The organism is Tenacibaculum sp. 47A_GOM-205m (assembly GCF_000518405.1).
GTDB classification, from domain to species: Bacteria; Bacteroidota; Bacteroidia; order Flavobacteriales; family Flavobacteriaceae; genus Polaribacter; species Polaribacter lutimaris.
The window spans coordinates 263,503-286,345 of record NZ_JADN01000007.1 but is presented as its reverse complement, the minus strand read 5'-3'; the positions used below and the strand labels follow the sequence as shown (position 1 = coordinate 286,345).

Genomic DNA, 22,843 nt, shown 5'->3' with positions numbered 1-22,843 from the left:
AAAATAAGGTTTTTTAAGCTATTTATCTGTTTTCAAGTCTTTTGAAAAAATAAATATATACGGAATGATGATATGTATAGAAATAACCCCTAAAGGGTTGTAGTAGTAATTGTAGTTGTTGTGCCAACAAAAGAAGCCGTAATACTTACAGCTGGAATAGAGATGATATTTCTTTTGTTGTTAAACATTAGTGTAAAATTATAAATTATTTTTAAAAAACAAGTACATATGTTCTTTTTTTACGAAAAACCTCTTTGTATAGTACACAAAATACAACTATATTGCTAAAAAAATAAGAATAATAAAAATTACTAAAACTTGTTTTATCCCAAAATATTAAATGGATAATAGTAGTTTTTGTTCTCTTATAACACGTAGTAGGTAATTATAGAAAATGAGAGTCTTTAAATACAGAGGAGGAAATTTTGAACGAGATTTAGACTCTCTTGAAAGAAACTATTATTGGGCACCTAAATTTGATGATTTAAATGACCCTTTTGAAACTTTAATAAATACTGACCCTTTCAAAGTTCAATCTAGAACCTTTGCTAAACTATTTGGCAAAGAAAAATCGGAACAGTTTTCAGAAGTAGAAAAAGCTCTTCACAATCTATTTGATGTCAAAAAAAAAGGAATAGGAATATACTCTTTGTCTAAAACTTTTAAAGACGAATTACTTTGGGCACATTACGCAGATAGTCATAGAGGTTTTTGTATCGAATATGATTTGGAATTATTAGCAAACAGTTACAAATCTTTTGAAACCTTTTCATTTCCTGTTATCTATAATAAGAAACCGCCAGAATACGGAATACGAGATATAAATAACACTAAATCAGAACAAATCGTACAGAAATTAGCTGGCTACAAATCTAAAAGGTGGCAATACGAACAAGAACATAGAATTGTTACTGGCTTTTACGGAGAACACCCTTATGAACCAAGTTGTTTGAAGTCAATATATTTTGGTTTAAATATGAACGAAAAGGAAAAAGAATTAATGATTGATAGATTAAAAGGTAGGAATGTCCAATTTTATCAAATAATCCAAAAACATAATTCTTATGAATTTGATGCGGTTAAAATAAATGATTTAACTAAAGAAAAATATACATACCTAAAGGAAATACCTGAAGAAATAACTAAAGGCAAACCAATCAATTTCGTTATTAATAGTAAGCTCTATATTAGAGATATAAAGGGAATGGTAGAAATAGAGTTAGAGTCCAAAGTGAATAGAAAACAATTGGATTGGATTGCTCAACTACTAAAAAAGGATATATTCAGGAAAGTTGAAAGACTATTTGTTTCATATACAATAAAGGACGGTTCAAAAGGAGAAGGATATTGGGCTATGAGTACTTATGAAAAAGACAAATTAGAATCTAAAATAAACGGACTTACTCTTGAGCAAGAAAAGTCTCTTGTAAATATCTTGACTAATGATAAAAGAAAAAGCTTGGGAAAGTGGATTGATGAAACACCATATGTTAGCAGTGGAATTATTCTTGTAGAGGAAAATAAAGATTTATTTTTCGAGACTATTTATCATGATGGGAGTAAGTCTTCTACTAAAGTCACATCTACAAAACTAAATGGTGATTATAGATACGATGATTGCGAACCAAATATTCATGGTGAGTATTTTATAGTGAGCAATGATGGAAAATTAAATTTTTGTTCCAATGACGGAATATTTAGAACAATAAAACCTTTTGATAAAAATAACTACCTACAACACCGTGTATAGCTCATTGCGGCTGAATTCCTAATCGGAATTCATTGCAATTTGCTATCTTTCGGTTATGGCGGAAAATCATAGCTGATTTTCCGCAACGAGCCATAAACAAACACGTTGTAGCCAATTAAATAGAAGAATAAATGGTCATATTAATAATTTTGATTCTTTCTATCCCTATCTATTTTTTATCCAAATGGATTTTAAAAAAGAGGAACTTTGGAAATGATAAAAACAGAAAATATTTAGCGATAATTCCAGCTGTAATTTTTAGTCCAATATTATATGTTGGATTAATTTATTTGTGGTTTTTTTCGGTTTCTTATTACCCAACAAAAGATTTTAACAAACAAGAGTGGGAATCGAATCCACAAGAGAGATATAAAATGTCAGAAAACATAATCGACAGTAAAATATTAATTGGAAAAACAAAAAAGGAAATAGTTAAACTACTCGGTAATGATTATTACTCTTATACTGAAAATCATATCGCATATGGACTTGGGTTTGTTCCTGGGCTATTCAATATTGACCCTGATGTTTTAGATATTTACTTTGAAAACGAAAAAGTGATTAAAGTTGGACAACATGAAACATAAAAAATAGCTAACCTAAGATGTAAAACTGTAATTGGATATATTTTCATTACAACTTATCTAATTCACTTACAATAAGATCACACCCTTTTTTTAGTTCTTCATCTGAAATGGTGAGTGGAGGCGTAATACGAATGGCTCTTCCTTCAAAAAGTAACCAGAATAAAATCAACCCTTTGTCTAAACAGTTTAAAATTACTTGTGAAGCTTCTTCAGGAGTATCTACTAATAAAGCAAGCATCAAACCCTTTCCTCTAATTTCTTTAACTTTTGGGTGATTTTTAAATTTATTACGGATTAACGTTTCTTTTCGTAAACTTTCTTCCATTAAGTTAGAGGAAGTAATCTCTTGTACCGTAGCTAAACCAGCACTTGCAATTACTGGATGTCCACCAAACGTAGTAATATGTCCTAATTTCGGGTGTTCTTTTAAGCAATCCATCACTTCAAAAGAAGCAATAAAAGCTCCGATTGGCATTCCGCCACCTAAACCTTTACCAGTGATAATAATATCTGGGATAACGTTGTAATTTTCAAAACCCCAAAATGTTCCTGTGCGTCCAATACCTGACTGGATTTCATCTAAAATTAATAAGGCTCCAACTTCTTCACAGCGTTGTTTTACTTTTGCTAAATAATTATTTTTAGGCTCGATAAATCCAGCACCTCCTTGAATGGTTTCTAAAATGACTCCGGCAGTTTTTGAAGTAATTTTTTCTAAATCTAGTTCATTATTATATTCGATGAATCTACTTCCAGGAATTAACGGACGAAATGCACGGTTTTGTTGTTCTGCACCACAAACGCTCATTGCTCCTTGGGTATTTCCGTGATAAGCATTTTTAGCGGCAATAATTTCGCTTCTACCGGTAAAGCGTTTAGCTAACTTTAAAGCGCCTTCGGTAGCTTCAGTACCAGAGTTTACCAAATAAACAGACGAAAGGTTAGGAGGTAAGGTTGCTGCTAAAGCTTTACATAATTCTAACTGTGGTTTTTGAATGAACTCACCATACACCATTACGTGTGTATACTGCGCTAACTGATTTTTTATAGCTTCATTAACCTTTGAATGATTATGACCTAAACTATTGGCAGAAACTCCAGCTACGAAGTCTAACATTGCTTTTCCGTTGCTGTCATAAATATAACTACCGTTAGCATGTGAAATTTCAATAGCTAATGGGTGAGGAGTGGTTTGACCTTGGTATTTTAAAAAATCGTCTTTCACAGGAATTATTTTAATTCTTTAAGATTTAGTTTTTTTCGTTTTTTAGTCTCTTTTTTAGAAGATTCTTTTAAAAAGTTTTCTTTGGCTTCTTTTACAACATCTAATTCCTTTTTTTCTCTTGTAGGAGGAGCACTAGTGGTGTCTTTTACAAAAATGTCTTCTACAGTTAAGGGTTGTTCATCACCACGCCATAAAAAACCTTTAAATTTATGTTCTTCTGAAGGGAATTCAGAAGGGGGATAGGTAGTTCCTTCCGACTTTTTAAAGTATTTAGTTTGCGCTATTTGTCCGTCTTCTAAAATAAATTCAATATCACTCGCTATTTCTTTAGTAATGGTTTCAAGTTTATGTGTTTCATCGTTATTGTTGAAATATAACGATTCGGCATTACCAATAACCATCATCGTGCGTAGCTCATCATTTTCAAACTTTCCATAGATATTTCGCCCTTTTATTTGGTTGAAGTTTTCTTTGTGAATTGAATCTTGCTGAATCATAAAAGCATTTTGAAGCACTTTTAAGGAGTCTAACTTATTGGTTTCTTTATTGGTTAATAATTGAATGCTATCTCCTGTAATTTGGCTATTTTTAGACCATAAAATAGGTCTTTTAAACATTCTTGTCAATCCTGTTTCTTGGCTGGTATGAATAGAATCGCACTTTCCTTGTAAGTCAGATTTAAATATTTTTACGTTGTTAAAAATACGGGCAATTCGTTTTTCAGGTTTTCCTGTAAGTAAAATTTTATCACCAGCAACGTGCATCGAATCTTTTTCAAAAACAGAAATAGCAACGGCTCTATCAATAATGAATAAAGAATCTTTTTGTTCGTATAACTCAGCATAGTTTCCTTTAGCAACCATGTTCTGAACAGTATCTACCACCTTTATATTGTTGGTCGCAGAAGCAAATCCGTTACGTTTGTCATAGTATAAACTATCGGCAGAGACTGTACGTTCTTTTAAAAATAACTTGGCATTTTTTACGAAGTAAGAAATATCGGTATTTGTGTCGTAAAAACCTCTTTCAGAATATACTTTGGTACTGTCTTTTAAATTGGTAATGGTACTTGGCCCATATAAGTAGGCTAGTTGTGTGTTTGTATAATAATCTAAATGGTCAGATTCTAGGTGATTTTCTGGATTTACAACTGTTACTTTAGATTGCGCAGTGAATTTTTTATCTCTTAAAAGATAGGTTCCTTTTACACTTTTCAGGGTGTTTTTTGTGTCGCGGATTGTTCCTCCGTTAGGATAATATAATACTTGGTTGATTCTATCAAAATGAAGCGTATCCGTTTTTAGGGTCATTTCTTTATCATTAATTTCTACATTTCCCCAAGATTTTGCTTTTTTCGTATTTCCGTCATACGTAGCAAAATCGCTATATTGAATAATGGTGTCTCCTTGCTCAATTACAACTTCACCAATGGCTTTAAATAAGTTTTTGTCCTTATACAATAAGGCTCTTTGGCAATCTAACGTAGCGCCTTCGTGCGACATTTTTACCTTACCAATTAACAGTGTAGCTCCAGGATACTTGCTTTCATCAGCAGTACTTAATTCGGTAGAAAGGATTTTGATTTTTTTTGTTTGAGAAAAACTTACAACAGAGAATAATATAAAAGCTAGTAGAAATAGTTTTTTCAAAATAATACGATTTAATGCACAAAAATAATGAAAAGAACATGCCAAAAACCTTAATAAAGAAATAAAATTATCAAGATAAATAAAAGGCTGTCTTTTAGTAAATGGTTAATTTTGTAGTAAATTAAAAAAATATAAAGATATGAGTGCTCATTTTGATTTATCAAAAGAAGAGATGAAATCTTACGGATATAAAATAGTTGATATAATTGCTGAACATTGGGATACTTTAGACCAACAAAAACCTGTTGCAAGTGCTACCAGAAAAGAAATGGATAGCATTTTTTTACAAGAAGCACCTGCAGAAGGTATGCCTGCTGAAAAAGTGTTAGACTTTGTGATGGATAACGTAATGCCTAATAGTACAGTCGTTTCGCACCCTAAAGCTTTTTCATTTGTACCAGGACCTAGCAATTTTATTAGTACTATGGCTGATAGTTTAGCTACAGGATTCAATATTTTTTCTGGTGGATGGATGGTTTCTCCAGCAGCAGCTGAGTTAGAAATTGTAACAATGAACTGGTTACTAAAAATGTACAATTTCCCTGTAGAAAAAGGAGGAGGAATTTTTACTAGTGGTGGTTCTATGGCAAACTTAACCGCTTTGGCTACAGCAAGACGTTTAAAGTGTGGAGATGATTTTTCTAAGGCAGTTATTTATTTGTCAGATCAAGCACACTCTTCAAATATTAAAGCAATTCGCGTTTTAGGATTTAAGAAAGAACAAATTCGAATTTTACCTACTGATATTGAATTCAGAATTAGTATCAACAAGTTAAAAAATGCCATAGCAAAAGACAGATTAGAAGGATTACAACCGTTTTGTTATATCGCTTCTGCAGGAACAACCAATACGGGTACTGTAGATCCTTTAAATGATATTGCAGATATTTGTGAAGAAGAAAATCTTTGGTTTCATATTGATGGAGCTTATGGTGGAGCAGCAATCTTATCTGAAAAAGGAGCTAAAGCTTTACGAGGTATAGAACGAGCAGATTCGTTAACGGTAGATCCACATAAATGGTTTTATCAACCTTATGAAATAGGATGTTTATTAGTAAAAGATTCTTCTTGGTTAAGCAATACGTTTAGTGAAAAACCTGAGTATTTAAGAGATATTGAAGGAAATGAATCAGAAATTAATTTTTATGATTATGGAATTCAATTAACAAGACGTTTTAGGGCGTTAAAGTTTTATATGTCTATTAAAACCTACGGATTAAATACTTTTAAAGAGGCGGTAAGTTATAATATTCAATTAGCAGATGATGTAGAGAAGATGCTGCGTAAAAGTAGAAATTGGGAAATTATTTCACCAGCTACGTTGGCAGTTATCAATTTTAGATATAATCCTATCGGGTTAAACTTATCAGAAAAAGAATTAGATGAGTTAAATCAGAAAATATCTCAAAAGATAATGGAATCTAGAGAAGCATTATTAGTTACTACAATACTTAATAAGCAAGTAGTATTAAGAATGTGTTTAATAAATCCGAAAACTACGATGGATGATATTAAAAAAACTTTAGAGCTGTGTCATCAATTTGGAGAAGAAATTTTAAATGGCAAGAAATAAAATAAAAGGGAAGTTGATTAACTTCCCTTTTTAATTTGAGTTTTTTTCAAATTGAGCTTGCATAAACTCTTTTGATTTTCCTTTTTGCAATTGATGCCGTTTGCCATTTACTGTTTAGAATCATTTTACCTACATAAGCTATTTGACCAATATGATATGGAAAATGAGCTATTTGTCTTGTAATACTTTCAATCAACTTAACTTGCTTATTTCGGATAAGAATAGGTTGATTGAAATTTTCTTCATTTAATGAGTCTAAAGCAGAAAAAAGACAATTCCAGCCTTTTTCCCATTGATTAATCAATTCTTTTTTGGATAAGTCATGAGTTTCAAATTCGGCATCTCTATCTCTCCAATCTTTTTCTCCATCAGAAGTGAAAAAATCAGTCCAACGAGATAGCATGTTTTCAGACATATGAATCATGATAGAAGCAATGCTATTGCTTTCTTCATTATATTTCCAATGTAAATCTTTTTCTTCTAGTTGAGCAATCGTTTTATCAGCTACTTCTTTGTACGATTTAAACTGTGCTGTGATATTATCTAAATATTCTTGTACCATCATAAAAAAAGGAGCTCTTTCGAACTCCTTCAGAATTTATCTGTTAATTGTCTGTTTTCTGTCTGGTCCAACTGAAACTATCTTTACAGGTACACCTGTTTCCTTTTCGATAAACGCAATGTAATCTAATAAGTTTTGAGGTAACTGATCAGCAGAAGACATTTTTGTTAAATCATCCTTCCAACCTTTAAACTCAGTGTAGTTTACAGATACATTTTCAGGTTCGATATTGTATGGAAAGTGAGAAATTTCTTCTCCTTTATAATTGTATGAAGTACATACTTTTAAAGTATCGAAGCCAGATAACACATCACCTTTCATCATCATTAACTGTGTTACTCCATTTACATCAACAGCGTACTTTAAAGCAACTAAATCTAACCATCCACAACGACGAGGACGACCTGTAGTAGCTCCAAATTCATGACCAACTTTAGCCATTGTAGCACCATCTTCATCAAATAGCTCAGTTGGGAAAGGTCCTGAACCTACACGAGTAGTATAAGCTTTAAAAATACCGAAAACCTCACCAATTCTGTTAGGAGCAACTCCTAAACCAGTACAAGCACCAGCAGCAGTGGTGTTAGATGAAGTTACGAATGGATAGGTTCCAAAATCAATATCTAATAACGATCCTTGAGCACCTTCAGCTAAAATAGTTTTTCCTTCTTTAATAGCCTTGTTTAAAAACTCTTCAGAATCGATAAATTGTAATGTTTTTAATTTTTCAATTCCTCTAGAAAACTCAGCTTCTAACTCATCTAAATCGTAATCAATTTGTACATCAAAGTATGCTAACATACTTAAATGCTTTTCAGTTAAAGCTCTATACTTATCTTTCCAGTTGTCTAATTCTAAATCTCCAACACGCATTCCGTTTCTACCAGTTTTGTCCATGTAAGTAGGACCAATTCCTTTTAGTGTAGAACCGATTTTTGCTTTTCCTTTTGAAGTTTCAGACGCAGCGTCTAATAATCGGTGTGTTGGTAAAATTAAGTGTGCTTTGCGAGAAATTAATAATTTAGAAGTGTAATCAATGTTATGCTTATCTAAATTTTCTAATTCTCTTTGAAAGATAACAGGATCGATAACTACTCCGTTACCTACCACGTTTAAAGCTGTTTTATGAAAAATTCCTGAAGGAATTGTGTGTAATACATGCTTGTTTCCATCAAAAATTAAGGTATGACCTGCGTTAGGGCCTCCTTGAAAACGAGCAATAATATCGTAGTTTTTTGTTAAAACGTCTACAATTTTACCTTTACCTTCGTCTCCCCATTGTAAACCAAGTAATAAATCTACTGCCATTTAGTGTGTTGTTAAGTGTGTGTTTTATTTGTTGTTTCTTTTTGTTCCGTAGAAGTATAATGAGTGATTGTGAATATCAATATCAAAAACATCTTCAATTGTTTTTTTGATAATTTGAATTCGAGGATCGCAAAATTCTTTTACTTCACCAGTGTCTGTAAGAATTACATGATCATGGTTTTTATCGAAGTAACTTTTTTCGTAACGCGCCATAGATTGTCCATCAAACTGATGTTTACGAACCAACCCACAATCTAATAACAAATCCATCGTATTGTATAGCGTAGCTCTACTTACACGATAGTTTTTGTTTTTCATTTTAATATACAAAGATTCAATATCAAAATGCTCATCAGCATCGTAAATCTCTTGTAAAATAGCATAACGTTCTGGTGTTTTACGATGCTTGTTTTCTTCTAGAAAAGAAGTAAACACTTTTTTTACAATTTCTTGATTTTCTGCTGAATTACTCATTTATTTTAAAATTTTACTCACTAGGTGAGATATACGATTCAAATATTTGTACTTATTAAAATGTATCTTTAATAAAAATCACTTACGCTTATTTGCGATTTGAATTAAAGGGCAAATTTACGTTTATTTCTTGATAAAAAAACAACGATATTAAAATGATGTTTACAAAGTATTAACACGTTCAACTTTTTGTACACCATCAACTTTTTTCATGTTACCTATTAGCTTCTCTAATTGGTTTTTATTTTTTACACTTAACGATAGTTTTCCGTCAAAAACGCCATTATCTCCAGAGATGTTAATACTATGGATAAAAACATCCATACTGTTAGAAATTATCTTGGTAATGTTATTAACAATTCCTTTATTATCAATACCTGAAAGGTGTAAAATAGCAGTAAATTCTTGCTTGGTAGAATCAATCCATTTTGCTGGCATAATTCTGTATGCATAATTTGACTGTAAAGAAATTGCATTCGGGCAATCGTTTTTATGAACTTTAATTCCTTCATTAATAGTAACGAAACCAAAAACTTTATCACCAGGAATTGGAGAACAACATTTTGCTAATGTATAATCTAACGTTTGTTCTTCCTTACCAAAAACTAAAGCGTCGTATTTGTTTGTTACTTCTTCTTTTTCTAAAATTTCTTTAGAAGGAGTACGACGGAAAGTACTTTTGATAAAGCCCATAAAACTACTACTTCTCTGAGCAACAAACTGTTTAAGTTGAGTATTATCTATAGCACCATTACCAACACGGTAAAATAAATCGAAGCTAGTTTTTAATCCAAAATAACTGGCTAGTTCATGAATAACCTTCTCAGTAGCATTAATCTTCAAGTGACGTAATTTTCGTTGTAAAATAGCTTTTCCTTCTTCAGCTATTTTCTTTTCTTCTGCTTTTAAGGCAGATTTAATTTTAGCACGAGCTCTGGCAGTTATTACAAAATCTAACCAACGTACATTTGGTTTGTTATTAGATGCAGTAAGAACTTCAACTTGGTCGCCACTTTTTAATTCATGACTTAATGGAACTAATTTTCCATTTACTTTTGCACCACGACATTTTAAACCTACATCGGTATGTACAGAAAATGCAAAATCTAATGCAGAAGCTCCTTTAGGAAGTGATTTTAAGTCTCCTTTAGGAGTGAATACATAAATTTCTTTAGCGTAGAGATTAAGTTTAAAATCTTCAACAAAATCTACAGCATCTAAACTTTGATTCTCTAAGCTTTCTTTTAAACGGTTTAACCAACCTTCTAAACCATTTTCTTTAACGCTGCCTTGTTTGTATTTAAAATGAGCTGCGTATCCTTTTTCAGCAATCTCATCCATTCTATCTGAACGAATTTGTACTTCCACCCATTTTGCTTGTGGACCTATTACAGTAATATGCAAGGCTTCGTATCCGGTAGATTTTGGTTGAGAAATCCAATCGCGTAAACGAGCAGGGTTAGGTTTGAAAAAGTCTGTTACAATCGAGTATATTTTCCAAGCATCAAACTTTTCATCTCCGGAAGAAGGATGGTAGATAATTCTAATAGCAAACTTATCGTACACTTCATCAAAAGTTACGTTTTGCTTGCGCATTTTTCTACGAATAGAGAAAATAGACTTAAAACGTCCTTTTATTTCGTATTTAAAACCTTCTTTATCTAAAGCTTCTTTTAAAATACCTGTAAAGCTATCAATATACTTTTGCTGGTCTTCTTTGCTCTCTTTAATTTTAGTTAAAATGTCTTGGTAAACATCTGGTTCAGTATACTTTAAGCCTAAATCTTCTAATTCAGTTTTAATATTATATAAACCTAAACGATGCGCAAGAGGAGCATAAATGTATAAGGTTTCAGATGCTATTTTTACCTGCTTATGAGGAGGCATCGAATCCATAGTTTGCATGTTGTGTAATCTATCAGCAATTTTGATAAGAATTACACGGACATCATCATGCAAAGTGAGTAACATTTTCCTGAAATTCTCTGCTTGTATGGAGTAATCTTGCTCTTGTTTTAAGTTAGATATTTTAGTTAAACCACTAACAATACGGGCAATGTTTTCTCCAAACAAACGTTCCATGTCGTCAATAGTGTAAGGTGTATCCTCAACAACATCATGAAGTAAAGCTGCAGCAATAGAAGTAGCACCTAGGCCTATTTCATCAGCAACAATTTTAGCAACGGCAATAGGATGATAAATATATGGCTCTCCTGTTTTTCTACGCTGTTTAGAATGTGCTTCTACAGCAATATCAAAAGCTTTACGAATCAGTTTTTTATCGTCTTCAGATAAAGTTTGATACGTACCCTTTAATAAGTTTTTATACCTACTAGCTATCTCTTTGTTCTCTTCTTCTATCGTTACATTATAACTCATACACTAAAAGCTCTTGTTTGTTTTATTATGATCTAAAATAAAAGTAGTGCAAAGATTTATATTGAGCAAGTTTTAAGAGTAAATGTTTATAGTAAACTTATTACTTTTATAAGCCCAAAAACAAAGGAAATAGAAAAATATATTAAAGGATAAGAGATGAAAAAGTACGTTCTAAATTTTATAGTATTACTACTAACTTTTCAAATGTATAGCTTTCAGGAGGTTATTAAGGGAGAGGAGGTTGTAAAGCCGTTACAAGAAATAACAAAAGAAGAAAAACAAGAGCAACTTAGTCTTCCAAAAAGTTTTATTCCACCAACATACAAACAAAAAGAAGTTTTTTCTATTAAAGAGGTTCCTAATCCGAAAAAGAATGGTGCTAACGGATTTATATCTGACCCTAATAATTATATTAATGCTCTTGAAGAACATGAGTTGAACTTAAAACTATGGGTGTTAGAACAAAAAACAACAGCTCAAATAGTCATAGTAATTGTTAAAAGCATAGGACAAGAAGTGCCTAAAAATTTTGCTGTAAAATTATTTGAGGAGTGGGGTATAGGAGATAAAGAGGTAGATAATGGTTTGTTAATTTTAACTGTGATAGATCAACGAAGAACAGAGTTTGAAGTAGGATATGGTTTAGAGCCTATTTTAACGGATATCGTTTGTCATAGAATAGGAACTGATGAAGTTGTTCCTTATTTTAAACAAGGTGAATTTGGGAAAGGAATGTTAGCGGCTGTTTCTAGAATAGAGGAAATATTAGATAATCCTGATGTTATTGATGAAATTTATGCTCAGAATATTAATTATTACAATGAAAAAGAAATTAATTTTTTTAAGAATCCATTTTTCATATACCTGTTTTTTTATTTGATAGTTAGCTTGTTTATAGGAGGTTGGTTTGTTGTTAAAGCAAGGTCAATAGATGTGTCAAAAGAAGATTTGTATGACAAGTATCAAGATATGAGTAAACTAGGTTTAGGATGTTTACTTTTTCTATTTCCTTTGCCCTTGTATTTTATTAATAGATATGTAAAGTCTAAGCTTAAATTGTATCGTTTTTCTCCTCGTTTCAGTAAAAAGAACGGAAAACAATTTTATTTAAAAAGTGAATGGGCTGAAAACGATTTTTTAGAAAAAGCGCAAATTCTCGAAGAGAAAATTAAATCGAAAGAATATGATGTTTGGGTAACAGAAGATAAAAGTGATATTTTAATTTTAGAATATGAAGGTTCTAGTAGAAAATATACAAAATGCAAACAGTGTAGGTATAAAACCTTTGGAAGAATAAGTACAAAGATTATACATAAGGCTACTTATGATTCTAGTGGTGAAAAACGAGAAGATTATTTATGTAAGAATTGTAACTATCAAGAAAGCAAAACTATTATAATCCCAAGATTAGAAAGATCTAATAGTTCTTCTTCTAGTTCAGGAGGATCATCATGGTCATCACCCTCATCGTCATCAAGTTTTGGAGGAGGAAGTTCAGGTGGTGGTGGAGCAGGTGTAAGCTGGTAAAACCATTTATTATTAAAATAATCTTAAAATTATAAACATCTAGGTTTTTTCCTGTAAAAATATTTACAGAGATACTATAAATTTGTGATATAATTCAGAGGAGCTGACTTTAAAAGACAAGTCCCCCCCTGAAATATCATTTAAAGATGATATTCGAACCTCCAGCATTTAAAAAAAGCTGGAGGTTTTTTTCTTCAGGCAACCTTTTTTCAATTTTAGTAGTCTATATATTTGTAAGGCAATAAAAACTATAAAAAGAAATTGAAAATTATTTCACTGCATAACAAACAAGCAAAGCTTATAAAAAAGGCAACTGAGCAGAACAGAGAAGCTCAACAGCAATTGTTTGAACAGTACTCACCCAAAATGTTAGGAGTTTGTAGACAATATGTAAAAGATTTACATCATGCAGAAGATTTGATGTTACAGGGTTTTTTTAAGGTTTTTACCAACTTACAAAAATTTAAAGGAGAAGGAAGTTTTGAAGGGTGGATTCGTAAAATTATGGTAAATACTTGTGTAAGTTATTTACAAAAAAAGAATCTTATTCAACTATCTGATGAGGAATTCGTTTTTAACGATGCTGCTACCGAAAGTTTAGAGAATACTTCGGTAGAAGATATTCAAAAACTCATAGATACACTTCCAGAAGGCTATAAGTTAGTATTTAATTTATATGCTATTGAAGGTTATAAACATTCAGAAATAGCCAAAAAGCTGCAAATTTCTGAAAGTACTTCAAAGTCGCAGTTGTTTAAAGCTCGTAAATGGTTGCAAACGAATTATTGTAAAATGAATCAAATTAAAGATGTCAACAAATAAAATAGATAAACAAATTGCTGATAAACTCAAAAATAGAGAGTTGTCACCTTCATCATCAGCTTGGGAACGTTTGAATTCTCAACTAGACGAACATCAAAATCAAAAGAAAAGAAATTGGTTTTTATATGTTGGTTATGCGGCAAGTATCACTTTGTTGTTGAGTGTAGGATTTTCTTTTTTTCTAAATTCTGATACTGAAAAATCAATAGAAACAATTGTTGAAACTTCTATAGATACCTTAAAAATGAATGATGTTAAAATAGAAGAGTTGATAAATGGTACTGAGGAAGCTATTGTACAGATTGAAGAAAAAAAGGAAGAAATTTTTCCGAAGAAAGAAAGCCAAATTCTAAATAAGAATAATAAAACTGAAGTTGTTATTAGTCAATCTAAAGAAGAATTAGCGTTTAAACCATTTCAAGAAAAAAGTTTACCAAAAGAGGATGTAATAGCTTTGATAGATGAGAATTCTTCAATAGAAAAAAAGAAGAATGTTACTTCAAGAATAAAAGTAAATAGTGACGATTTATTGTTTGCTGTAACTCATAATTCGGAAGAAATTAAAGAATATTATGCAAGACATAAAGTGAAACGTGAAGATGTGTTAAAAACGATAGAGGATGAATTGAAAAGATCTGATTTTAAAATTAATCCTAATACGATTTTAGCAGAGGTAGAAAGAACAATTGATGATGAAGAGTATAACGGAGACTTCATGCAGAAACTAAAACTAAAAATATCAGACATTGCGGTAGCAATTGTTGATAGAAATAAATAAAGCGCTTACCAATTATCGATAATTAAATCACCAAAATTATTATCAGTTTAATTTAAAATTACAAAAATGAAAAGAATACTATTATTAGTGTTGTTTGTAACAACTATTGCCCATTCTCAAGAAAAAGTATTTGAAAAAGAAGTAAAAAAAATATCAAATACTATTGATAAAATCACACAACAACACAAAGACTCGTTAAAGTTGAAAGTTAAAGATATTAACGCTCAATTAGAAAGTAATAAAATAACGCTTGATGAAGCTGTGAAGTTGAAAAAGGAAGCAGCTCAATATCATGCAGAACAAATTGAAAGAGAAGTTTCTGTTCAAGAACAAAACCTACAACAATTAGTACAAGATAAAATTGATGGAAAAGTATTAAGTAGTGAAGAAGATACCAATGTTGGTACTTTTAGAATTGCAGGAGCAGAGTTTAAATTAGATCTTTCTAAAGATGAAGTTGAAAAAGAAAAAAGAAGAAGAAAAAAAAGAACAACCTCACAAATAGTGTTTGCGCTAGGAGTAAATAACGTATTAACGAATAATGAGTTTAGTTCGTTAAATGATTCTGAGTACAAATTTTGGCAATCACATTTTTACGAATTAGGATTTACATTTAAAACACGTTTTACTAAAGAACCATCTAAAACGTATTTTAAATATGGGGTTTCTTTTTTGTGGAATAACTTAAGAGCAGAAAACAATCAATATCATGTAGTAAATGGAGATGAAACAAATTTGAGTATTCACCCTGATCAACTTTCAGAAAGTAGATTACGTCATGTACAGATGACATTTCCTATGCATTTGGAGTTTGATTTCTCTAAAAATAAAAAGTATTCTGATGGCGAAGTAGTAGATAGAACTCATAAAGCTTTTCGTTTAGGAGTAGGAGGTTTCTTCGGATTTAAATTAGGAACTCGTCAGTATTTAGAATATAGAAATGCCCAAGGAGTTATGATTGAAGAGGTTCAAAAAGATAACTTTAATATGAATACAATCAATTACGGATTAAGTGCTTTTGTAGCATACAAAGGTTATGGATTATATGCTAAATATGATTTAAATCCATTATTTAAAGATACAGGTACAAGAAATATTTCATTAGGAGTTCGATTTGATATTAATTAAATAAAGAAGGGGAGGAATTTAAATTTCTCCTTTTTTATTTTCTTCCCATTCTTTACGTAAATCGGTAGAAAGTTTTCCTGTTCCATCATGTTTCCATCCAGGAGGTTTTATAAAATATAAAAGCCTTTTTCCAACAGAAGTCTTACTTTTAAATACATCGGTAAACATATTATACCATTCAATAAAAGCAACTTTTATAGGATTATGCGTATTGATATTTGTTACCAAACCATACACAGGTTTTTCAACTTCAGGTTCAAAAGTACCAAAGAGTTTATCCCAAATAATAAAAATTCCAGCATGATTTCTGTCTAAATATTGAGGATTGGTAGCATGATGCACTCGATGATGACTTGGTGTATTAAAAATAGCTTCAAACCATTTAGGCATTTTGTTAATAAGTTCGGTATGAATCCAGTATTGATATAGTAAACTAATACTCATCTGAGTTAAAATCATTAATGGATGAAACCCTATAATAGCCAATGGAGCCCAAAATATGAATGTATAAAAACTTCCTGACCAAGTTTGTCGTAAAGCGGTGCTTAAATTATATTTTGTTGAAGAATGATGTACCACATGGCTAGCCCAAAACAAACGACTTTCGTGTGCTATTCTGTGATTCCAATAGTATGCAAAATCTTCAGCAAATAATAAGATAATCCACGACCACCAGGCAAATGGAATGGTGAATAAACGATATTGATATAAAAACAGAAATATCCCTAAAATAATTCCTTTAGTAAGCAATCCTATAAAAACATTACCCAATCCCATAGTAATTGAAGTCGCAGCATCTTTAAATTCGTAATCTTCTAATTTTACTTTAACAGTTAAAATAACTTCAATAATTACTGTTAAAATAAAGAAAGGAATAGCATAGTGAATTAGGTTAGGGATTTCAGGAATTTGCATAGTATAAGGTCGTTTAGTTACAAACATACATAAAATCATGAAATTTTTTATAAGTTAAGAGTTTGTTTATGCAGTAAAAAGCAGTATATTTGCAAGCTTAAAAATAAATTTTAAATAATTTAATTATGAATCATTACGAAACTGTTTTCATTTTGAATCCCGTTTTATCTGAAACTCAGATAAAGGAAGCAGTAAAGAAGTTTGAGGACTACTTACTTTCTAAAGGTGCAGAAATGATTTCTAAAGAAGATTGGGGCTTAAAGAAGTTAGCATATCCAATCGAGAAGAAAAAAAGTGGATTTTACCACTTATTTGAGTACAAAGTAGCAGGTGAAGCAATTGCTCCGTTTGAATTAGAGTTTAGACGTGACGATAGCGTTATGCGTTATTTAACTGTAAAGTTAGACAAGCATGCTGCAGCTTGGGCTGAAAAGAGAAGAGAACGTGTTAAATCTGCAAAAAAGTAAGAAATGGCATCTATAGAACAACAAGCAAAAGGAAATAAGCAAGGGGAAGTACGTTACTTAACTCCGCTTGATATCGAAACTAAGAAAGAAGCTAAATACTGTCGTTTCAAGAAAAACGGTATTAAATACATCGATTACAAAGATGCAGACTTCTTAATGTATTTAGTAAACGAGCAAGGTAAAATTTTACCAAGACGTTTAACAGGAACATCATTAAAATATCAACGTAAAGTGGCTCAAGCTATCAAAAGAGCTCGTCACTTAGCTTTAATGCCATACGTTGGAGATATGTTAAAATAATAAAGAAGTAGAAACATGGAATTGATATTAAAACAAGACGTAGAAAACTTAGGTTTTAAAGACGATATCGTAACTGTTAAGAATGGTTACGGACGTAACTACCTAATACCTCAAGGATATGCAATTTTAGCTACTTCTTCAGCTAAAAAAGTATTAGCAGAAAACTTAAAGCAACGTGCTTATAAAGAAGCTAAATTAATAGAAGACGCTAACAAAGTAGCTGAAACTATTAAAGGGTATGAAATCAAAATAGCTTCTAAAGTAGGTTCAGGAGATAAATTATTTGGTTCAGTTAACAACATTGATGTTGCAGAAGCTTTAGTAAAAGCAGGTACTGAAATCGATAAGAAATTTATCAAAGTTACTGGAGGTAACGTAAAAAGATTAGGGAAATACAACGCTGCTGTACGTTTACACAGAACAGTTGTAGCTGACATCGTATTTGAAGTAGTTGCTGAATAGTAACTAAATTGTTAAATACCTGTTAATAAAGTATAAATCCGCTCAGTCGAGCGGATTTTTTTATTTCTTAAATTTGAGATGTAACATAAACAAAATCAGTACTATTATGAAAAAATTATTAGTATTCTCTTTTGTTTTTTTGAGTTTATCCATCTTTTCCCAGATAACTACATCAAAAATAAAAGGAATTGTAACAGACAGTCAAGGAGAACCATTGTTTGGTGCTAACATTGTAGTTTTGCATGAACCTACGGGTACTATATCAGGAGCTGTTGCTCAAGAAAATGGTAGGTACACCATTCCTAATTTAAGAGTAGGAGGACCTTATAAAGTAACATTTAGTTATATTGGGTTTGAATCTCAAGAGGTAACTAACGTTTACTTAACGCTGGGTAAGACCACCAATATAGATGGTATACTGGCTGAAGATGGAGAACAGTTAGAAGAGGTTGTTATATCATCAACCAGAAGTACAGTTTTTAATAATGATAGAACAGGAGCTCAAACTAGTGTGAGTGCTATTCAACTAAAAACCTTACCAACTATTTCACGTTCAGCAGCAGATTTTACTCGTTTAGAACCAACTGCTAGTGGAAATTCCTTCGGAGGGAGAAATGACCAGTTTAATAACTTCTCTTTAGACGGTTCTATTTTTAACAACCCATTTGGGTTAGATTCTCCAACACCAGGAGGACAAACAGGATCTCAACCAATATCACTAGATGCTATTGAGCAAATATCAGTATCTACAGCACCTTATGATGTAACATTATCAGGTTTTACAGGCGCTTCAGTTGATGCGGTTACTAAAAGTGGAACCAATGAATTTACAGGTACAGTATATGGTTTCTTTAGAAATCAAGATATGACAGGTGGTAAAATAAAAGGGCAAGATGTTGTAAAACCTAAGTTGAGTCAAAGTCAATATGGAGCTAGTTTAGGAGGACCTATAGTAAAAGATAAATTATTCTTTTTTGCTAATTTTGAAAAAGATGATCGTGAAGATTTAGGTACAGCAGGTTGGGTGCCAAACACTGGAAATGGAGCTATTAATGAATCAAGAGTATCAGAGTCAGATTTAATGGCGGTTAAAAATGCTCTGTCTGCTTTAGGATATAATACAGGTGCTTATGAAGGGTTTACCTATGGTTCTGAATCTACCAAAGGAATTTTTAAGTTAGATTGGAATATAAATGATAAAAATAGGTTAGCCTTAATTTATAATTTTTTAAGAGCTTCTAAAGAAACCCCTGCGCATCCTACAGCTTTAGGAAATAGAGGTCCAAGTTTTTCTACATTACAATTTGAAAACTCTGGATATGAAATTAATAATAACTTAAATTCATTTCAATTAGAGTTAAATTCAAATTTATCGGAAACAACAACCAATAAATTACAAATAGGATATACTCATTTTGATGATTTTAGAAACCCGTTATCAGCACCAGCACCAGTAATTTCAATTGAGGATGGTAGCGGTAGTAATTATATAATAGCTGGTCATGAGCCATTTTCTATTCACAATACATTAGATCAACGAGTTTTTCAATTGACTAATAATATGAACTTTTTTAAAGGAGATCATACATACACAGTTGGTTTTTCATTTGAAAAATTTGAATTTAAAAACTCATTTAATTTAGCTGCTTATGATAACTTTGGAACATTTCCTTATAGAGGAACGTTTAATATACCTGGATTTGGAGGACCATATCCTAGTGTAGCTAATTTTTTAAACGATGCAGCTGATCCAAATGGTATTTTAGCAACAAATTTAGCGTATGCACAAAGCAGGTATGATGCATTAAATGCAGCTGGAGTAGGAGTTGACGGTGGTTGGAAGCTTTCTGAATTAAATGTAGGTCAGCTCGCCTTTTATGTACAAGATGAATGGGAGGTAAATGACAATTTTAAATTAACATACGGAATTCGATTTGATAAACCATTATACTTTGATACCTCTAGTTTAATTCAAAAGTATATAGATACTGATAATGGAGCAACAAGAAATAATTCAGTATTATATTACAATCCTAATACAGGAGAAGAACAGCAACTACTTTCAACTAAAATGCCAACGAATCAATGGTTGATTTCACCAAGAGTAGGCTTTAATTGGGATATTCAAGGAGACAATACAATGCAACTTCGTGGTGGTTCTGGGGTGTTTACAGGACGTTTACCTTTTGTATGGATTGGAAATCAAGTAAGTGGAGCTGACGATGGTTTCTTTCAATTAGTTGATCCAGATTTTAAGTTCCCACAAGTATGGAGAACAAACTTAGGTTTGGATTGGAAGTTTGAAAATGGAATTATAGCAACCACAGATATTTCTTATACAAAAGATATTAATGGGGCACATGTACAAAATTGGGGGTTAAGAGAGCCTAGTGCTACTTTAAATACATCATTTGATAATAGAGAAATATATAATGGAAGTGATAAAGGAAACAATGCCTATGTGTTTACAAACTCCGATAAAGGTCGTGTTTGGAATGCTTCTTTTAAACTTCAAAAAACTTTTGATAACGGATTATATACTAGTGTGGCATATAATTATTTAAACGCTAAAGATGTAAATTCTATTGAAGCAGAAATTACAGGTGATGCTTTTGCTTTTAATCCGGTAGTAGGAAATGCTAATAACGATGTGTTATCATACTCTAAATATGGTGATACACATAGGTTTATAGGAGTGCTATCTAAAAAGTTTACATATGGAGGTGAGAAGTTTGCTACAACAATTTCTACTTTCTTTGAATATGCACAAGGCGGACGTTTTAATTACACTTACGGAGGAGATATTAATAACGACGGTTCTGCAGTAAACGATTTATTATATGTGCCTACAAGTTCTGAAATCAATCAAATGCAATTTAGTGATGCCGCACAAGCTGATGCTTTTGAGGCTTATATTCAACAAGATGATTATTTAAACGATAGAAGAGGGAAGTATGTAGAACGCTATGGAGCTTTAGCCCCATGGAGAGGAAAGTGGGATTTAAAAATATTGCAAGACTTTAATTTTAATGTATCAGATAAAAAACAAAATACAATACAATTAAGTCTTGATATTTTAAATGTAGGAAACTTAATAAATTCTGATTGGGGAGTTGTTCAACAGCCAAATAATTTACAGCCTTTAGGAATTAGGTTTCCAGATGTTGACCCTGCTAATACAGACCCAGCTAGTTATGTACCAGACTATTCTAAAGCACCTACATATTCATTTACACCTAATTCTAATAAAACGTTTGGATATGATTCAAGTTTATTATCTCGTTGGCAAATGCAGTTAGGTTTACGATATATTTTCTAAATAAAAACTTATAAATAATTTAATTTAACCATGAAGCAGCTTTTAAAATTAAAGGCTGTTTTGTGATTTTAGGGGGTTATTTTTATAGAAAAGGGGATTTTCCTATGATAATTATAAAATATTTCAATGATATTTGTAGTGTAAATAAAGATAGGGGACTTTAATTACAACGTTTTAAAATATAGTCTTTGAGGGGTTGATTATATTTTAAAAAAGCTCTGATCCAAAAAAGGTCAGAGCTTTTAATTTTTATTATAACGTAATGTTTTCTTGATTTCTAAGAATATCTTCAATAGTTTCCCTCTTTCTTATTAAGTAATCTTTTCCTTTATAAATCATTACTTCAGCAGGTTTGTATCTAGAATTGTAGTTAGATGCCATAGAAAAGCAATAAGCTCCGGCATTATGAAAACATAAAATATCTCCTTCTGAAATTTCATTAATCCTTCGGTTTGAACCAAAAGTATCAGTTTCACAAATATAACCTACCACACTATAAAAACGTTCTCTTCCTTTTGGATTAGAAATGTTTTCTATTTGATGGTATGAGTTATAAAACATTGGACGAATTAAATGATTTAAACCACTGTCGATACCAGCAAATACAGTAGAAGTAGTCTGTTTAATAACATTTACTTTCGCTAAGAAATAACCAGCTTCACTTACCAGAAACTTTCCAGGCTCAAACATTAAGGTAACATCCTTACCATAATCTTTACAAAATTGATTAAACCTTGTAGATAATTTTTCTCCTAACTCTTCTATATTAGTAGAAATATCATCTTTTTTGTAAGGAACTTTAAAACCACTACCAAAATCTACGAAGTCTATATCTTCGAATTGCTTAGCTACGTCAAATAAAATCTCAGAAGCACGTAAAAAAGTATCAATATCTAAAATATCAGAACCAGTATGCATATGTATTCCATTAATATGCATTCCTGTATTTTTAACAACTCTTTTTATATGAGGTACTTGATGAATTGAAATACCAAACTTAGAATCGATATGTCCAACAGATATTTTACTATTTCCACCAGCCATAACATGGGGGTTGATACGAATACACACAGGTATTGTTGGATGTTTTTGTCCGAATAATTCTAAAATAGATAAATTATCAATGTTAATTTGAACACCTAACTTAGCTACATCTTCTATTTCTTGAAGAGAAACCCCGTTAGGAGTATAAATAATTTCATGAGGTTCAAATCCAGCTAATAAACCTAATTTAACTTCTTGAATAGAAACTGTATCTAATCCACTATTAAGCTTATTAAATACCTTTAATATATTAATGTTAGATAACGCTTTTACTGCATAATTAATTTTTACATTCTTCACTTTAGAAAATGCAGAAGTAATTTTCTTGTATTGAGAAATGATTTTTTCAGTGTCGTAAACATACAAAGGAGACTGATACTTATCTGTCAACTTTAAAAGGTCTCGTCTATTCATTTAATAATTATTTGCCGCAAAAATAGATAGGAGGTATTAGGCAAAAAATTAAATAAAAGAAATATACAAATTTGTGTTTTTTTGTGAAATAAGGGGTTTTTAAGATAGGTAAAAGGGAATTTTCCTGTTTCTAAACTTTTTAAAAAGGTACATATTTGCG

General features: G+C 31.3%; 19 protein-coding genes. 11 read left to right on the top strand and 8 right to left on the bottom strand.

Annotated elements, in window-relative coordinates; all coding sequences use genetic code 11:
* Positions 1 to 394: 394 nt before the first annotated feature.
* The gene (locus N534_RS15075) at positions 395 to 1,750 is read left to right on the top strand and encodes a DUF2971 domain-containing protein (protein ID WP_051435877.1); all 1,356 of its coding nucleotides are present in this window, start codon (positions 395 to 397) and stop codon (positions 1,748 to 1,750) included.
* A 131-nt stretch (positions 1,751 to 1,881) separates the two neighbouring features.
* Positions 1,882 to 2,337, top strand: a complete 456-nt coding sequence (locus N534_RS0108375; protein WP_028892061.1) for a hypothetical protein — start codon at positions 1,882 to 1,884, stop codon at positions 2,335 to 2,337.
* A 46-nt stretch (positions 2,338 to 2,383) separates the two neighbouring features.
* Here the strand turns inward: N534_RS0108375 and N534_RS0108370 are convergent, their stop codons facing one another.
* Entirely contained in the window at positions 2,384 to 3,562 is a 1,179-nt protein-coding gene (locus tag N534_RS0108370; RefSeq protein ID WP_028892060.1) for an aspartate aminotransferase family protein, read from the bottom strand.
* Between the two features lie 5 nt (positions 3,563 to 3,567).
* Positions 3,568 to 5,211 carry an OstA-like protein gene (locus N534_RS0108365; RefSeq protein WP_028892059.1) on the bottom strand — a complete coding sequence of 548 codons (1,644 nt, stop codon included), beginning with the start codon at positions 5,209 to 5,211 and terminating at the stop codon, positions 3,568 to 3,570.
* 139 nt (positions 5,212 to 5,350) lie between these two features.
* On the opposite strand from N534_RS0108365, the gene N534_RS0108360 reads away from it, so the two are divergent.
* Entirely contained in the window at positions 5,351 to 6,784 is a 1,434-nt protein-coding gene (locus N534_RS0108360) for an aspartate aminotransferase family protein (protein ID WP_028892058.1), read from the top strand.
* 46 nt (positions 6,785 to 6,830) lie between these two features.
* Here the strand turns inward: N534_RS0108360 and N534_RS14600 are convergent, their stop codons facing one another.
* The 4 genes from N534_RS14600 to N534_RS0108340 form a co-directional block, all read right to left on the bottom strand.
* Positions 6,831 to 7,349, bottom strand: a complete 519-nt coding sequence (locus N534_RS14600) for a DUF1572 family protein (protein ID WP_231517312.1) — start codon at positions 7,347 to 7,349, stop codon at positions 6,831 to 6,833.
* 33 nt (positions 7,350 to 7,382) lie between these two features.
* Positions 7,383 to 8,654: an adenylosuccinate synthase gene (locus N534_RS0108350; RefSeq protein WP_028892057.1), complete on the bottom strand. Its 1,272-nt coding sequence runs from the start codon at positions 8,652 to 8,654 to the stop codon at positions 7,383 to 7,385.
* A gap of 24 nt (positions 8,655 to 8,678) precedes the next feature.
* Positions 8,679 to 9,128, bottom strand: a complete 450-nt coding sequence (locus N534_RS0108345) for a Fur family transcriptional regulator (RefSeq protein ID WP_028892056.1) — start codon at positions 9,126 to 9,128, stop codon at positions 8,679 to 8,681.
* A gap of 162 nt (positions 9,129 to 9,290) precedes the next feature.
* Entirely contained in the window at positions 9,291 to 11,507 is a 2,217-nt protein-coding gene (locus N534_RS0108340) for a bifunctional (p)ppGpp synthetase/guanosine-3',5'-bis(diphosphate) 3'-pyrophosphohydrolase (RefSeq protein ID WP_028892055.1), read from the bottom strand.
* A 156-nt stretch (positions 11,508 to 11,663) separates the two neighbouring features.
* On the opposite strand from N534_RS0108340, the gene N534_RS0108335 reads away from it, so the two are divergent.
* The 4 genes from N534_RS0108335 (at position 11,664) to N534_RS0108320 (ending at position 15,762) form a co-directional block, all read left to right on the top strand.
* Positions 11,664 to 13,034, top strand: coding sequence for a YgcG family protein (locus N534_RS0108335; protein ID WP_081728302.1), 1,371 nt, complete (start codon positions 11,664 to 11,666; stop codon positions 13,032 to 13,034).
* Positions 13,035 to 13,295: 261 nt separating this feature from the next.
* Positions 13,296 to 13,856, top strand: a complete 561-nt coding sequence (locus N534_RS0108330; protein ID WP_028892053.1) for an RNA polymerase sigma factor — start codon at positions 13,296 to 13,298, stop codon at positions 13,854 to 13,856.
* Positions 13,843 to 14,634, top strand: coding sequence for a hypothetical protein (locus N534_RS0108325; RefSeq protein ID WP_028892052.1), 792 nt, complete (start codon positions 13,843 to 13,845; stop codon positions 14,632 to 14,634). The genes N534_RS0108330 and N534_RS0108325 overlap by 14 nt, the downstream gene beginning before the upstream one ends.
* A gap of 66 nt (positions 14,635 to 14,700) precedes the next feature.
* Entirely contained in the window at positions 14,701 to 15,762 is a 1,062-nt protein-coding gene (locus N534_RS0108320) for a hypothetical protein (protein ID WP_028892051.1), read from the top strand.
* 18 nt (positions 15,763 to 15,780) lie between these two features.
* On the opposite strand, the gene N534_RS0108315 is transcribed toward N534_RS0108320, so the two are convergent.
* Positions 15,781 to 16,677 carry a sterol desaturase family protein gene (locus tag N534_RS0108315; RefSeq protein ID WP_028892050.1) on the bottom strand — a complete coding sequence of 299 codons (897 nt, stop codon included), beginning with the start codon at positions 16,675 to 16,677 and terminating at the stop codon, positions 15,781 to 15,783.
* A gap of 125 nt (positions 16,678 to 16,802) precedes the next feature.
* On the opposite strand from N534_RS0108315, the gene rpsF reads away from it, so the two are divergent.
* The 4 genes from rpsF to N534_RS0108295 all read left to right on the top strand — a co-directional run bounded on the left by rpsF (position 16,803) and on the right by N534_RS0108295 (position 21,225).
* Positions 16,803 to 17,144: a 30S ribosomal protein S6 gene (gene rpsF / locus N534_RS0108310; RefSeq protein WP_028892049.1), complete on the top strand. Its 342-nt coding sequence runs from the start codon at positions 16,803 to 16,805 to the stop codon at positions 17,142 to 17,144.
* Positions 17,145 to 17,147: 3 nt separating this feature from the next.
* Positions 17,148 to 17,444, top strand: coding sequence for a 30S ribosomal protein S18 (rpsR, locus tag N534_RS0108305; RefSeq protein ID WP_028892048.1), 297 nt, complete (start codon positions 17,148 to 17,150; stop codon positions 17,442 to 17,444).
* A 15-nt stretch (positions 17,445 to 17,459) separates the two neighbouring features.
* Positions 17,460 to 17,906, top strand: coding sequence for a 50S ribosomal protein L9 (rplI, locus tag N534_RS0108300; protein WP_028892047.1), 447 nt, complete (start codon positions 17,460 to 17,462; stop codon positions 17,904 to 17,906).
* Between the two features lie 106 nt (positions 17,907 to 18,012).
* Positions 18,013 to 21,225, top strand: coding sequence for a carboxypeptidase regulatory-like domain-containing protein (locus N534_RS0108295; protein ID WP_028892046.1), 3,213 nt, complete (start codon positions 18,013 to 18,015; stop codon positions 21,223 to 21,225).
* Positions 21,226 to 21,477: 252 nt separating this feature from the next.
* On the opposite strand, the gene lysA is transcribed toward N534_RS0108295, so the two are convergent.
* Positions 21,478 to 22,683: a diaminopimelate decarboxylase gene (gene lysA, locus N534_RS0108290; RefSeq protein WP_028892045.1), complete on the bottom strand. Its 1,206-nt coding sequence runs from the start codon at positions 22,681 to 22,683 to the stop codon at positions 21,478 to 21,480.
* Between the last annotated feature and the right edge of the window lie 160 nt (positions 22,684 to 22,843).